Here is a 13507-nt window from a genome sequence, read left to right on the forward strand (position 1 = left end):
CTTATTTCGTTTTGCCCTGTCAGATGGCGTCATCAGGCAGATTGAGATCCCGCCCTCGCGTCTCAGGCGCAACAAAGGTGGTAAAGAATCCAATCGCGGCCATCGCCGAGAAGTAGACCGCAATCGGCCACCAGTGTCCGGTATAAGAGAGCATAGCAGCCGCAATCAGCGGTGCCGTGCCGCCGGAGAGAATCGAACCCAGCTCCTTCGCTACCGCCATTTTGGTGTAGCGATGATGCACGCCGAACATCTCCACGCCCCAGGCGGCCTGCACACCAAAAATACCCAGCGACGCCAGCCCCATGCCCACCACAATCACCGGAATGACCAGCATCGGTTCACGCGTATCCAGCAGCGTAAAAGCGGGCCAGGCGTAGAGCATCAGCAGCAGACAGAAGACGCGATAAACGATCCGGCGGCCAAAACGGTCAGAGAGCCAGCCCGCAAAAGGGATGATCAGGAAACCCAGCAGCGACGCAAGGAACACCGCCGTGGTCGGAACCGACTTATCCACCAGCAGAACCTTCGCGACATAGCCGACGATGAAGCCCTGCGACAGATAGGAGGGACCGTTTTCACCGATGCGCAGCCCCACCATCGTCCAGAAGGCGCGGGTGCGCTGGAAGAACGGCCGCGTATCCTTCACCGGCGGGGTCGCCAGCACTCCGGCGCGCGCCGCCTCCATCTCCGCTTTTCTGCGCTCAAAAACCGGGGTTTCCCGCAGATGACGCCGGATCCACAATGCCACCAGCGCTATAAGCGCACTGCTGAGAAAAGGAATACGCCAGCCCCACGCCAGCAGGCTCTGCTGATCCATCTGCACCACCAGCAGCCAGACCAGCGACGCCAGCAGTGTGCCGCTGTTAGAGCCCAGCGCGATAACGGAAGCGACCAGCCCGCGACGCTCTGCGGGCGCATACTCGCCCAGCATGACCGTACCACCAGAGAGCTCTGCACCCGCGCCGAACCCCTGCGTGAAGCGCAGCAGGACCAGACAGGCGGGTGCCCAGACGCCAATCGTGGCATAGCTGGGAATTAAGCCGATAAAGGTGGTGGAGGCCCCCATCAGAATGATGGTGGTGATCATGACCGCCTTTCGCCCTTTGCGGTCGCCGAGCCAGCCGAAGAAAAGTGCGCCGATAGGCCGGGCAACGAAGCCGACTGACCAGGTGGCAAAGCTGGAGAGCAGCGCCATGGCCGGTGTCGATTCGGGAAAGAAGACATCGCCGAAGATGATACCGGCAGCCAGACCATAGAGCGCGAAATCCGCGTACTCCATCGCCGTTCCGAGCCAGCATGAGAATGTGGCGCGCCAGAAATCTTTGCGGCCTGAGGGGGTGTTAAACCGCGCATCGGCGGCTGAAGTGGATGACAGTGATGCCTGCTGCTTAACGGAATTGTGTGCCGTCATAACCCTATCCCTGAATGCGTATGCAGATCGATAAACGCCCGTCCATGGGTCGATTCCCTGATAAAAGCGGAATTCCCCGGTGGCGACGTTCAGTTGACTAACCATGATGAAAGGTTAAAGGATTCCCTGGTGTTGGAATCATCTGCCTCGCCCGCTTTCGCCGATCTTTTTTAACCGGTCACTTAAACTGAGCGAATGTAACTTAACAATCGATGGAGCCGACTGTGCATCGAGCACCGTGAGCAATCACTGGGGACCTAGTGTATCTACGCGCGTAGATAAATCAAGCGATCCCGACGCAAAATGTTAGTCAGACTTCACTATCACAGTGCGTCACCATGGTTTTTTATCGCAAATTCAGCCAGTTAACAGCGCCTCACTTTGCACAAAAAAAAGTCATCCCTCACGTTAAGTCAGCACTTTCTCTAATCATTAAGCGTAAAAAACAGGCGGGGCTGCTTTCATCGGGCTCTGTTGTCGCACAGCTCTGTGACCGCAGGATGACACTCAGGCTCAGGCTGAAAAATCGCTGCGCGCGCAAATAATGCGTTACCCTGAAAAAAAGGCCAGGCAGAGAATGTATGACCATTATTCTGATGCGACACGGTAAACCCGATCATCAGGCCGCAGGCCGTCTGAGCGTGCAGGCGCTGGCAGACTGGTGCGAAGCCTACGATCGGTCACAGGTCAGTGACGGACCGCCCCCGCGCACTGTCCACATTGCCCGTCAGGCGGCGGTTGTTGTCTGCAGTCCCCTGCCCCGCGCGCAGTCCTCCCTGAGTCAGCTTGGTCTGCAGCCGCATGAGGTGAATGCTCTGTTCAGTGAAGTTGCCGTGCCGATGCTGCGAATGGGCGCGATGCAGCTGCCGATCCTCTGCTGGCTGGCGCTGCTGCGGCTGCTCTGGTTCTGCGGATATGCGGGTGATGCGGAGTCGCTGCCTCATGCGCGCCAGCGCGCCGCGGCGGCCGCAGAAAAGTTAATCGGGTACTCCGCTCAGGGCACCGTGCTGCTGCTGGGCCACGGCATCATGAATAAGATGATTGCCCGGGAATTACGTAAACGGGGCTGGCAGGCGGAGAAGCATGCCAGCAGCCGCCACTGGAGTTCCGCGATCTATCATCGCCCGTTTATCTGATCGAGCGAAAAATAGCCCAGCACTTCACACCCCGTTCCCACACGCGGCGTGGCAATCACTTTACGCTGCCCCAGATCGATCACGCTCAGCGTGCCATCATCCTGATTGGCAATCAGCAGCTGCTTTTTGTCGGGGGTAAAACAGCCATCCATCGGCATGTTACCCACCGCGATGTCACCCAGCGGATTCAGCAAATCGTCAAACAGCGTGACCAGGGGTTCCTGATCCCCTATTGCCACCAGCTGTTCGCCATCGTCGCTGAAGCGCACCACCTGGCAGGGCTGCTGATGGCCCGGCAGCGTCAGGCGCTGACGGATGCGGTGGCTTTGCCGATCGATCACATAGAGCAGCGGCGCGTCAGCCGCGCTGGCGACCAGATAAGGGTGTTTCGGTGAGGCCGCGATACCGGCAATCGGGCCAGGCAGCAGAATGGTGTCGATGACCCGCCCTTCCGCCTCACACAGATCCACCACCGTGATGGTGGCATCCTCTTCATTATCGGTGAAGAGCTTGCGGCCGCTGGGAGAGAGCGTCAGTCGATGCGCATTGTGCGAAGGGATCGGAATAACTTTTTCGACCTTATCACTCTGTGGATCGATCACCGCCACGGCGGCGCTCTCCTCACAGCAGAGGTAGACTTTACCGTCGCGCCCCAGCTGACCGCTGTGGGGTGCCCGCAGCGGCGAGAGATCGATAAAGCCGCTGATCGTCCGACGCGCTAAATCAATGACCGCCACTTTATGACCCGGATGGGGATTGTCGCCATGCACGCCGTCGCCATAGACCGGCACATAGGCTTTACCCCAGGGGGCCAGCATCAGGAGTTCATGCGGGCGCGGTGGAAAGGCGTTCAGTTCCCGCTCAACCGCGAACGTCTCCGGATTAAGAAACAGGACGCGATTGCCCCGCTTATCGACCGCCAGCAAACCCCATGATTCACTCTGCATGTGCGCTCCTTTCTCAGTAAGTTCTTCTTAAGCGTAGACAATGCGCTTCAGGCTGTCTGATTCGGCGGATTGATGAGCCGGGCTTACGTCACACATTAAGCGCAATCACGCCCGCTCCCGCATTCCCGTAAGCATCCTGCTCTCGCGATTCAGATATTCCTGAATAACGGCGCGTGCCGGGATGAAATAAATGATTAATTATGGCCATACCTTTATTTTTATTTCATGCCCGGCCTGATTCCGTTTTATCCTAAAGTCAAAAAAAGGCATAGCTAATCAGTAAATAATGTTTTATTAAAAAGGTGCAGTGCAATTCCAGATAGCCGTGAGGAAACTACCGCGCGCTCAGGCACTGCGTCGCCACCAGGGAAACCCTTTCAATAATTCCCGCACGCATCGGGGTTGCAGCCAGTCTGTAATGCCGCCTGTTTCCGCCCCATGCGAACAGGCAGAGTCTGCACTATGACGGGAAAATAAAAATAACAGGTATATCATGACTGCACATCGCCAACGTCCAGCGCATAAAATCTGGCGCAACTGGAAAAGAATATCGTTCAGCAGCCAGATGTTATGGAATAAAAAACAGCAAAGACTCTGTCAGGCGCCGGAATATGATCCGGGTCAGGAAGATAATGTCGTTTTAATCGCTCAGCAGAAAGATCTGCCGGAGATTCCAAAGATTGTCTGGATGGTCTGGCATAATGAACAGCTGCCTGCCTCGATGGCGCTCAATATCAGCAAAATACGACGGGATAATCCCGATCACCAGGTTTATCTGGTGACACAGCGCACCCTGTCGCAATGGCTGCCCGACCTCCGCTTTATCTCGGCCGATCTGACGCTGGCGCATAAAAGTGAGATCATCCGGCTGGAACTGCTTCACCGTTACGGCGGCATCGGCATTGACTGCAGCACCCTGCTGTTCGAGGATCTCGCCTGGGTGCATCGCGTTCACGAGGCGCGGTCTCTGGATCTGATCGGCTACTACCGTGAGCAGTCAACGCTGAACCTGCTTGCGCCGGTCATTGAAAGCTGGTTTCTGGCCGCCCCGGCGCAGAACCCTTTTATCCGTGAATGGCTGAAACAGCTGGCGCCGGTTAAAAATGTCGGCATCCGCAACTATTTTCATGAGCTGCAGAAGCGCGATGACTTTCCGCTGCTTGTGCAGAATATGGATAATCCGTCCCGTCATCTGCTCTCACTGGCGCAGCAGGTGGCGATGCGTGAATACCGGCGGGCCAATCTCTATCTGCGTAAAGGTGAAGCCAGCGCCTGGTATTATCAGCGCCTGCACGCCGACAGCAGCAGCGCCTTTGCGCAGTCAGTGCTGTTTCAGCAGCGCCCCCAGACGCCGCCACCGATTATTAAGTTAACCGGCAATGAGCGGCTGCATCTCGACTTCAATCTGCGCATCGGCCTCTATAACCGCAGCAGCCTGATTGGGGAGATGATGCATACCCGTTCACCGGGACTGGCACTGCCCTCAGTGGTTAAAGCGGGCGCGTAACCAGTGTGTAAAGGTGGTGACCGCGCGCGGCACCTGTGCCGCCCAGGGTCGCACGATCCACAGGCGGGCGGCAAAAGCGCCGACCGGCTGCCACTCCGGCAACACCCGCTGTAACGATCCCGCTGACAGCGCCTCATGGGCGCTGAAGTCGGGCAGCATGGCAATGCCCAGACCCTGCAGGGCCGCATCGCGGATCGATTCACTGTTGTTGGTGGCAAAACTGCCCTGAATCTGCACCTGAACCGTTTCGCTCTCCCCCGGCGCGACAAACCGCCAGCGCGGTGACTCGACGCCGCGCGGGTAGTAAAGGCAGTTGTGCTGCGCCAGCACCTGCGGACTCTCCGGCACGCCCTGCGCCCTGAGATAGGCTGGTGAGGCCACCAGCACGGTCTGCGTGTCGCACAGTGGCAGCGCCACGTGCGTTTCCGGCAGCGTGTCACAGTGGCGAATCGCCAGATCAAACCCCTCGCTGCTCAGCGAGACAAGGCGATCCGTCACATCCAGCTGCAGGCGTACCTGCGGATAGTCACGCAGAAACTCGCCGATAAGCGGCACCAGTTGCTGGCGGGCAAACGCCACGGGTGCGGTGATGCGCACCAGACCCCGCACCGGCCCGGCGGTATCCCGCACGCTGAAAAAACTCTGTTCGATGCGGGCAAAAGGCTCGCGCAGCTCCTCCACCAGCTTCTCACCGGCGGAGGTAAGCCGCACGCTGCGCGTGGTGCGCTGCACCAGCATCAGACCCGCTCTCTCCTCCAGCTCTTTGATCTTCTGGCTCATCGCCGCTTTGCTGACATCCAGCCGCGCTGCCGCGCGGGTGAAACTGCCCTGCTCTGCCAGTACCGTCAGCCAGTGCAGATGCTCCCACAGGGTGTCTGTCTTCATCTCTTTCATCAGCATTGTTCACAATAATGAATAATCATTTCAGGCTACGCGCTTTTTCCCGCCGGATAAAGCCGTCACCATAGGCCTCTTATTTCTCAGGAGAAACCGCTATGCCACTGCTGCAATTTGATGTTATTGAGGGTCGTTCAGAATCTGAGCTGCGTACATTACTGGATGCCGCGCACCGGGCCGTGCTGACCGCCTTTAACGTGCCGGAACGGGATCGCTATCAGATTGTTCATGAAAACAAACGCTATCAGATGGTGTTTCAGGACACCGGGCTGGGATTCAGCCGCAGCGATAATCTGGTGATGGTGCGGGTCTTTACCAGTCCGCGCAGCAGCGAACAGAAACAGCGGTTTATGGCGGAGCTGGCGCGCGAACTGCGTGAGCATTGTGGCGTGCAGGGCAACGATCTGATGATCAGCTTTATCACCAATGACAAAGGCGACTGGAGTTTTGCCGACGGCGAAGCGCAGTATCTGACCGGCAAACTCTGAAAAGCGGCCCGGACGCCTGCTCTGCTGACGGTGCGCGCCAGCCACCGTCACGTCTGCTGAACGCCCGGCAGGCACGACACAAAATCCCTCTGCGCTTCCTCGCACAAATCCGCCGGATATGTTGCAGCCCGATGACAGCCAATATAGATTGTCGAAAAACCATCCCCCGACGATGGCCGGTTGCGTGACGCCCCGCGCCCCCCTGCAGAGAGAGGATTTCCCGTTGTCCGAATTTGTGTCAGTCGTGCTGTTTCTGGCTGCTATTGCTATCTATTCCTGTAAAGCCGGGCGTAACACATTCTGGTTTATGCTTGTTCTTGTTCTGCTGGTGATATTTGTGGTGCTGAACGCCACCCTTTACGCCAGTAACTATTTCACCGGCGACGGCATTAATGATGCGGTGATCTATACCCTGACTAACAGCCTGACCGGCGCGGGCGTCAGTAAATATGTGGTGCCGGCCATCGGGCTGATCATCGTGCTGTTTCTGCTGTTCTGCCTGCTCTCCTGGGTGCTGCGGCGGCGTAAACGTCCCCATCATCTGGGCTGGTCGCTGCTGGCGGCCGCCTGCGCGATCGGCTCGGTGCAGACTACCCCCGCCTTTCGTCAGGTCGCGACGCTGATCGTGTCGCATACCCAGCTGGCCGATTCTGACTTCGACACCTTCTACAAAGTGCCGCGTAACCGCATTGAACAGCCGCGCCTCAACGTGGTTTATATCTATGGCGAGAGTTTAGAGCGCACCTATTTTGATCCGATTGCCTTCCCCGGCCTGGCACCTGAGCTGAGCCGTCAGAAAGAGCAGAGTATCGATTTCAGCCAGACCGAACAGCTGCCGGGCACCGATTACACGATTGCGGGCATGGTCGCCTCACAGTGCGGCATTCCGCTGTTTGCCCCGTTTGACGGCAATGCGTCGGCGTCACTCTCCAGCTTCTATCCGCAGAATGTCTGTCTGGGCGACATCCTGAAAAACTCCGGCTATGAAAACTGGTTTATTCAGGGTGCCGACCTGCGTTTTGCCGGTAAGGATGTCTTCCTGAAATCGCACGGCTTCGATCCTGCCAACCTCTATGGTTCGCAGGAGCTGAAAAGCCGCGTCGCCGATCCCAGCTACCGCAATAACTGGGGCTATTATGACGACACGGTGCTCGACGAAGTCTTTGAGAAGTATCAGGCGCTCTCCCAGGCCGGTAAACCTTTTGCGCTGTTTACGCTGACGGTCGACACTCACCATCCTGACGGATTTATCTCGCGCAGCTGTCAGCGCCGAAGCTACAGCATTGAGGGGAAACCAAACCAGTCCTTCAGCGCGGTCGCCTGTTCACAGGAGCACGTCGCGCGGCTGATCGATCGCATCAAAGCGTCACCGTGGTTTAAAAATACCGTAATCGTGGTGAGTTCCGATCATCTGGCGATGAACAACACCGCGCATCCCTGGCTGATCAAACAGCCGCGTCGCAATCTCTTTATGGTGATCCGCGGGGATAAACCGCAGGCGGAGCTACTGGAGGCAAAGCGCAGCACGCTGGATAATGGCGCTACGCTGCTGGATATTCTCGGCGGCGATAATGCGATAGGTCTGGGCCGCAGCAGCCTCTCTTCGCTGTCGCTCTCAACGCAGTTTGACGATATGAAGAGCAAGGTCATGAGCTGGAAGCCCGATATTATCCAGCTCTGGAACTTCCCGAATAAGATGGAGAACTTCACCGTCGATCAGACGAAGAATAGCTTCAGCTTCTCCGGGACCACTTTTAAGCTGCCGATTCTGTTCCGCATCAGCGACAAACACGTTGAGCCGATGCCGGAAGGGGAATATTCGGCACCGCTGCGCTATCAGCTGGCCGATTTCGCGGCAGCCGATAAATTCGTCTGGGTCGATCGCTGTTTTAAAATGGCGCGACTCTGGCAGCCGTCGCTGGCCCTCTCCGGCGATCTCTGTGTGGCGATGGGGCAAACCGGCGGCACACCGTCCGTTACCCACATCGACAAACCGCAATGGAAAGGCCGGGTGCAGTTCCCGGACGGGCCGATCAGCGATGCACGTTATCAGCAAAATCTGGCGCAGATCCGTATCGAAGATAACAATATCCGCTACAGCGCTGACAGCTTCCGGCTTGATATCCCCGGCGCGCCGCTGAGTGTGAAAAGCTTCAGCGGCATCTCACGTCCGGAGAGCTGGGGGCGCTGGTCAAATGCCAATCTCGCGCCTGAGGTGCATATCGACTACGTCGATGCCCTGCCCGCGAAGTTCGATCTGGTGATCACGGCGCGGGCTTACGGCGCGAATGTGCACCGGCCGATTCCGGTTCGCGTGGGCACTCAACAGCAGCTGCTGTCGCTGGGCGAAGCGATCTCGACCCATACGCTGCATTTTGAGAACCCGGACGCCAGCCACCAGCTGGTGATTGCCCCGCCTGAACCTCAGCTGAGCAACACCGGCAATATCACGGGGCAGGACCCGCGCAAACTGGGCATTGGCATGGTCGAACTTAAAATCGTGCCCCAGCCTTAATCCCCTCTTTTCTCTTCAGGCCTCTGCGTTTTAGCAGAGGCCTCTTACTTTGTCGCCACCGCTTCAGGGCCTGCCGCGCAGCGCTTCCAGCTTCTCACGCTGCTGACCATCGGCGGTAAAATTCTCCTCCGCCAGCCAGCGCTGCACCCCCCTTTTCACCTGCGGCCACTCGCGATCGATTATCGAAAACCAGCTGGTGTCGCGTGAGCGACCTTTGTAAACAATGGCCTGCCGGAAATCACCTTCATACTGAAAACCGAGGCGTGCCGCGGCTCTGCGAGAAGGCGCATTGCAGCTGTCGCATTTCCACTCATACCGGCGGTAACCCAGGGTGTCAAAGGCGTACTGCATCAGCAGGAAATGCGCCTCTGTTGCCATACGCGTCTGCTTCAGACGGGGCGAAAAAGCGACATGACCGACTTCCATCACCCCATGTTCAGGCTGGATACGCATTAACGACAGGCTGCCCACCGCCTCTCCGGTGGCGAGGTCGATCACGGCGAAATGCAGCGGGTCGCGGCTGGCCTCCAGTTGCCGGATATAATCCTGCCACGCCTGGGGATCATCGAACGGCCCCATAAACATATAGGTCCAGTCGCGCCCATCTTCCGCCAGCGCCCAGGCGTCAGACAGGGCCTCTCCATGCCGCGCGGCGCTGAAGGGCTCCAGCCGACACGACTGACCGGTGAAAACCTGATGTTGTGGCAGAGGACGCGGCTGCCAGTCTGGCAAAGGCTGGCCGACCGGCTGACCATAGTGATTAAGGTGTTGTGACATATCGCCTCCCGGCTGCAGATAATGTCAGCAGAGTGCCACGTTCCCGGCCGCTTAAAAAGCCTGCCCCTCAGGCAACATCCCGGATCCCTTGCCCGCAAACAGTCTGACGCGCCGGGCTGCTCTTCAGCAGGCCGGCGCAGCAATCGAGTGGCGGATCATCAGATGGGCGTCGAAGCGCGGCACGGGGCCGGGGGCCTCACCGCGGATGGCGGCGATCAGACGTCGTGCGGCTTCACGGCCCATTTCATAGACCGGCTGCGCAATGACCGTCAGCGGTGGCGTCACAATCTCACTCCACGGGAAATTGTCATACATCACAAAAGAGAGATCGACCGGGATACGCAGTCCGCGCTGCGTCACTTCGCGCAGCAGCCACATGGCGACCACGCTGTCTGACGCCACCAGCGCGGTGGGCGGCTGCGGACGCTGCCACAGCGCCGCGACGATACGGCTAATCGATGCCTCGTCCAGCGCGTTCACCTGCACCAGCGATGGATCAAACGGCACGCCTGCGTCAGCAAAGGCCTGCATCATGCCGCCCACGCGCTGGGCAACCGGCGTCAGGCCAAAATCGTCTGGCGTGCTGTAGTCAGTGGTCAGCGCCATGCTGGTGATATAGGCGATATGGCGGTGCCCCGCGGCCAGCAACCGGGCCGTGACGTCTGCGGCCACGTCGGTAAATTCACAGCAGACCGCGTCCACATCAAGACCGGTTACCGCGCGATCGAACAGCGTCAGCGCTCTGCCCTCTTCCTGCACCTGTATCAGATGCGCGTTCTGTTCCAGGGCTGAACAGCAGGGCGCAACGATAATGCCATCGACCCGCTTTTCCAGCATCACCCGCACCGCATCCTGCTCCGCCTGCAGCTTTTCATCACTGTTGCTCAGCAGCAGATGGTAACCCGCCGTGCGCGCCACGTCCGCCATGCCACGCAGGGCCAGACCAAAGTGAGGATTCTCAATATCGCCGACAATCACCCCGATAGTATTGGAGCGGCCGGTGTTCATACTGCGCGCCAGCGCATTGAGCCGGTAGCCCAGCGCGGAGGCGGCGCTGTTGACCCGCTCCTGCACCTCATCGCTGACCGCGCCATAGCCACCCAGCGCGCGCGCCGCCTGGGCTTTGGAAACATTTGCTGCGCGCGCCACATCTGCCACGGTCGGCGCTTTGGATCGTCTGTTCTGGCTGGTCATAATTATTTCGAATCACAGGTTGATGACAGGAATATTGACGCCGAAAAAAGGCTGTGCTTAAACTCATTGTAACTCCTTGAGACCGGTCTCACAATGTTTCTGTCTTAAGGTGCCACCTGCGTTGAGACCGATCTCAATCAGAATTACTGGCTCAACAGTCTCTGATGTTTAAACCTGCAAAAACGGATGAGCTATGAAATCGCAAATCACACTGGGCAAACTGCTCGGCACCGCACTCGCACTCTGTTCACTGTCGTTCTCTGTGCTGGCCGCCAGCAACAACAATCCCTATGGGCTGATCGAACCGGGTCAGCTTCGCATCGCCAGCGTCGGCGACTCAAAGCCTTACACCTTCACCGACGCCAGCGGTCAGTTCACCGGCTTCGACGTCGAATTTTTCAGAAATGTCGCCCACCGCATGGGCATCGATAAGGTCGATTTTATTGGTCAGGACTTCTCGGCCATCATGCCCGCGGTCGCCAACGGTCAGTACGATGCGGCGGTGGCGGCGATTGGCATCACCCCGGCGCGGGAAAAAACGGTCGATTTTTCCACTGGCTATCTGGCCGGGTTCCTCACCGTTCTGACCCGTCATGACAGCGGCGTGAAAGATGTCGCCACGCTGGCCAAGCACCGGCTCGGCGTGGTTCAGGGCACGCTCCAGGAGAACTATGCCGTGGACCACTTCCCGCAGACCGATCTGGTGCGCTTCCCGGATAACAACAGCGCGGTCTCTGCCCTCAACAACGGCACGCTCGACGCCGTTTTCCTCGACTACGAGGCGGCCAAAAGCTACGCCGAACGCTTTAAGCTGGTCTCTGCCGCCGATATCCCCTCTTTTGATGCACCGGCGGGCATTGCCATTGCCAAAGGTAAACCCGCCTTCAAGGCCGCGCTGGATAACGCCATCAAGGCTGCGATGCAGGATGGCACCTGGCAACGGCTTTATCAGAAGTGGTTCCCCGGATCGCCGATGCCAAAACAGTATCTGCCTGGCGGTCAGTAAAGAGGTGGACGTTTACGTCCTGAGTTAACCGGGGGATGCCCCGCTCTGCAAGGAGACGGCGATGGAGCTGCTCACGATTCTTTCCCGCACCTTCTTTGATTTTTCATCAATGAGGGAAGTACTGCCGCAGATGCTGACCACCGGGCTGGTCAACACGGTGATTATCTCACTGGCGGCGACGCTGCTCGGCACGCTGTTTGGCCTGCTGCTGGCGCTGATGGGCATTTCGCCCTCGCGCTGGCTGCGGGTGCCTGCCCGGCTCTATACCGATCTGTTTCGCGGTCTGCCTTCCATTCTGACCATTCTGCTGATTGGTCAGGGTCTGGCGCGCTTCAGCTATCAGCTGTTCGGCCCGACACCCTATCCGCTGGGGATCTTCGCCCTCAGCCTGATCGCCAGCGCCTATATGGGCGAGATTTTTCGCGCCGGTATCCAGAGCGTGGAACGCGGCCAGCTGGAAGCGTGCCGTGCGCTGGGGATGAGCTATGGCCGGGCCATGCGACGGGTCATCATCCCACAGGGGATCCGTCGCGTGCTGCCCGCCATCGTTAACCAGTTCATCGCCATCATCAAGGATTCGTCGCTGGTCTATCTGCTCGGCCTGATGACGCAGCAGCGTGAGCTGTTTCGCGTGGGTCAGGATGCGGCGGTGCTGACCGGCAACCTGTCGCCCCTGATGCTGGCAGGACTCTTCTATCTGATGATCACGGTGCCGCTGACGCACATGGTCAACTATGTCGATGTGCGCTACCGCACCGGACGCCGTCGTCTGACGGCCCCGCAAAGCGGTCTGAAAGAGGTGGATGAGGTCAGACCGTCCGGCGGCGCCGTTCTGGTCACTCACCCCCGGATGGGAGGCAACCATGAATAATCTGAATGGCGCGAGCTGGCGCGGCGCCAGCCTGGAGCTGCGCAATCTGACCCTCGCCTATGGCCCGATTGAAGTGCTGCGTAAGGTCTCACTGCAGGTGGCTCCCGGCACCACCACCTGCATTATCGGGCCATCGGGATCGGGTAAATCGACCCTGCTGCGCGGTATCAACCGGCTGCACGAACCGCAGTCGGGGGATGTTTTGCTGGCCGATCGCTCCGTGCTGCGCGACAAGCCTGATGCGCTGCGGCTGCGGATTGGCATGGTGTTTCAGCACTTCAATCTCTTCCCCGATCACACTGCGCTGGAGAACGTCGCCCTCGCCCCCTGGTGTGTCAAAGGCCTGCCCAAGGTGCAGGCGATGGCGATTGCGCGTCAGCGGCTGGAAGAGGTCGGTCTGGGTCAGCGCGCCGATCACCGGCCGCGCGATCTCTCCGGCGGGCAGCAGCAGCGGGTCGCGATAGCCCGGGCGCTGGCAATGGACCCGGAGGTGATGCTGTTCGACGAGGCCACCTCCGCGCTTGACCCCGAACTGGTGAAAGGGGTCCTGACGCTGATGGCGGATCTCTGTCGTCGCGGCATGACGATGGTGGTGGTGACACATGAAATGGGCTTTGCGCGCAAAGTGGCGGATCAGGTGGTGTTTATGGACGAAGGCGAGATTGTGGAAGCCGGGCCGCCAGACGCCATTTTTGACGCGCCGCAGTCGACGCGCCTGCAACGTTTTCTCTCTGAAGTGCTGTAACTGAGCAAGGAAC

Annotated in this window: 12 protein-coding genes; 7 read left to right on the forward strand and 5 right to left on the reverse strand. The window is 58.8% G+C overall.

Annotation, left to right across the window (positions count from 1 at the left end; all coding sequences use genetic code 11):
• Nucleotides 1-19 precede the first annotated feature (19 nt).
• Entirely contained in the window at nucleotides 20-1411 is a 1392-nt protein-coding gene (locus OJ965_RS18195; RefSeq protein WP_009092278.1) for an MFS transporter, read from the reverse strand.
• Nucleotides 1412-1992: 581 nt separating this feature from the next.
• Here OJ965_RS18195 and OJ965_RS18200 point away from each other — a divergent pair.
• Nucleotides 1993-2547 carry a histidine phosphatase family protein gene (locus tag OJ965_RS18200; protein WP_009092279.1) on the forward strand — a complete coding sequence of 185 codons (555 nt, stop codon included), beginning with the start codon at nucleotides 1993-1995 and terminating at the stop codon, nucleotides 2545-2547.
• On the opposite strand, the gene OJ965_RS18205 is transcribed toward OJ965_RS18200, so the two are convergent.
• Nucleotides 2529-3494, reverse strand: a complete 966-nt coding sequence (locus tag OJ965_RS18205) for a beta-propeller fold lactonase family protein (RefSeq protein ID WP_265137278.1) — start codon at nucleotides 3492-3494, stop codon at nucleotides 2529-2531. The two genes, OJ965_RS18200 and OJ965_RS18205, sit on opposite strands and share 19 nt — an antisense overlap.
• A 493-nt stretch (nucleotides 3495-3987) precedes the next feature.
• Between OJ965_RS18205 and OJ965_RS18210 the strand changes: the two genes are divergently transcribed.
• Entirely contained in the window at nucleotides 3988-5001 is a 1014-nt protein-coding gene (locus OJ965_RS18210) for a capsular polysaccharide synthesis protein (protein ID WP_058958265.1), read from the forward strand.
• On the opposite strand, the gene OJ965_RS18215 is transcribed toward OJ965_RS18210, so the two are convergent.
• Nucleotides 4978-5895: a LysR family transcriptional regulator gene (locus tag OJ965_RS18215; RefSeq protein WP_265137280.1), complete on the reverse strand. Its 918-nt coding sequence runs from the start codon at nucleotides 5893-5895 to the stop codon at nucleotides 4978-4980. The genes OJ965_RS18210 and OJ965_RS18215 overlap by 24 nt on opposite strands.
• 101 nt (nucleotides 5896-5996) lie before the next feature.
• On the opposite strand from OJ965_RS18215, the gene OJ965_RS18220 reads away from it, so the two are divergent.
• Both OJ965_RS18220 and opgB read left to right on the forward strand, forming a co-directional pair.
• A complete protein-coding gene (locus OJ965_RS18220; RefSeq protein WP_009092284.1) occupies nucleotides 5997-6386 on the forward strand; it encodes a tautomerase family protein in 390 nt (129 codons plus the stop codon).
• A gap of 223 nt (nucleotides 6387-6609) precedes the next feature.
• Nucleotides 6610-8901 (forward strand): phosphatidylglycerol--membrane-oligosaccharide glycerophosphotransferase, encoded by a 2292-nt coding sequence (gene opgB / locus OJ965_RS18225; RefSeq protein ID WP_265137281.1) that lies wholly within the window; start codon nucleotides 6610-6612, stop codon nucleotides 8899-8901.
• Nucleotides 8902-8964: 63 nt separating this feature from the next.
• Here opgB and OJ965_RS18230 read toward each other — a convergent pair whose 3' ends face one another.
• Both OJ965_RS18230 and OJ965_RS18235 read right to left on the reverse strand, forming a co-directional pair.
• Nucleotides 8965-9678 (reverse strand): GNAT family N-acetyltransferase, encoded by a 714-nt coding sequence (locus tag OJ965_RS18230; protein ID WP_265137283.1) that lies wholly within the window; start codon nucleotides 9676-9678, stop codon nucleotides 8965-8967.
• Between the two features lie 123 nt (nucleotides 9679-9801).
• Complete coding sequence (locus OJ965_RS18235; protein WP_265137285.1) at nucleotides 9802-10872, reverse strand: LacI family DNA-binding transcriptional regulator; 1071 nt, start codon at nucleotides 10870-10872, stop codon at nucleotides 9802-9804.
• A gap of 193 nt (nucleotides 10873-11065) precedes the next feature.
• Between OJ965_RS18235 and OJ965_RS18240 the strand changes: the two genes are divergently transcribed.
• From OJ965_RS18240 to OJ965_RS18250, 3 genes are all read left to right on the forward strand, one after another.
• On the forward strand, nucleotides 11066-11878 hold the full coding sequence (locus OJ965_RS18240) for an ABC transporter substrate-binding protein (RefSeq protein WP_265137287.1): 813 nt from the start codon (nucleotides 11066-11068) through the stop codon (nucleotides 11876-11878).
• Nucleotides 11879-11939: 61 nt separating this feature from the next.
• Nucleotides 11940-12749, forward strand: a complete 810-nt coding sequence (locus OJ965_RS18245; protein WP_009092289.1) for an amino acid ABC transporter permease — start codon at nucleotides 11940-11942, stop codon at nucleotides 12747-12749.
• On the forward strand, nucleotides 12742-13494 hold the full coding sequence (locus tag OJ965_RS18250) for an amino acid ABC transporter ATP-binding protein (RefSeq protein ID WP_265137290.1): 753 nt from the start codon (nucleotides 12742-12744) through the stop codon (nucleotides 13492-13494). Before OJ965_RS18245 ends, OJ965_RS18250 begins: the two co-directional genes overlap by 8 nt.
• The last annotated feature ends 13 nt before the right edge of the window (nucleotides 13495-13507 follow it).

The sequence above is a fragment of the Pantoea anthophila genome (genome assembly GCF_026104315.1).
GTDB lineage: Bacteria > Pseudomonadota > Gammaproteobacteria > Enterobacterales > Enterobacteriaceae > Pantoea > Pantoea anthophila.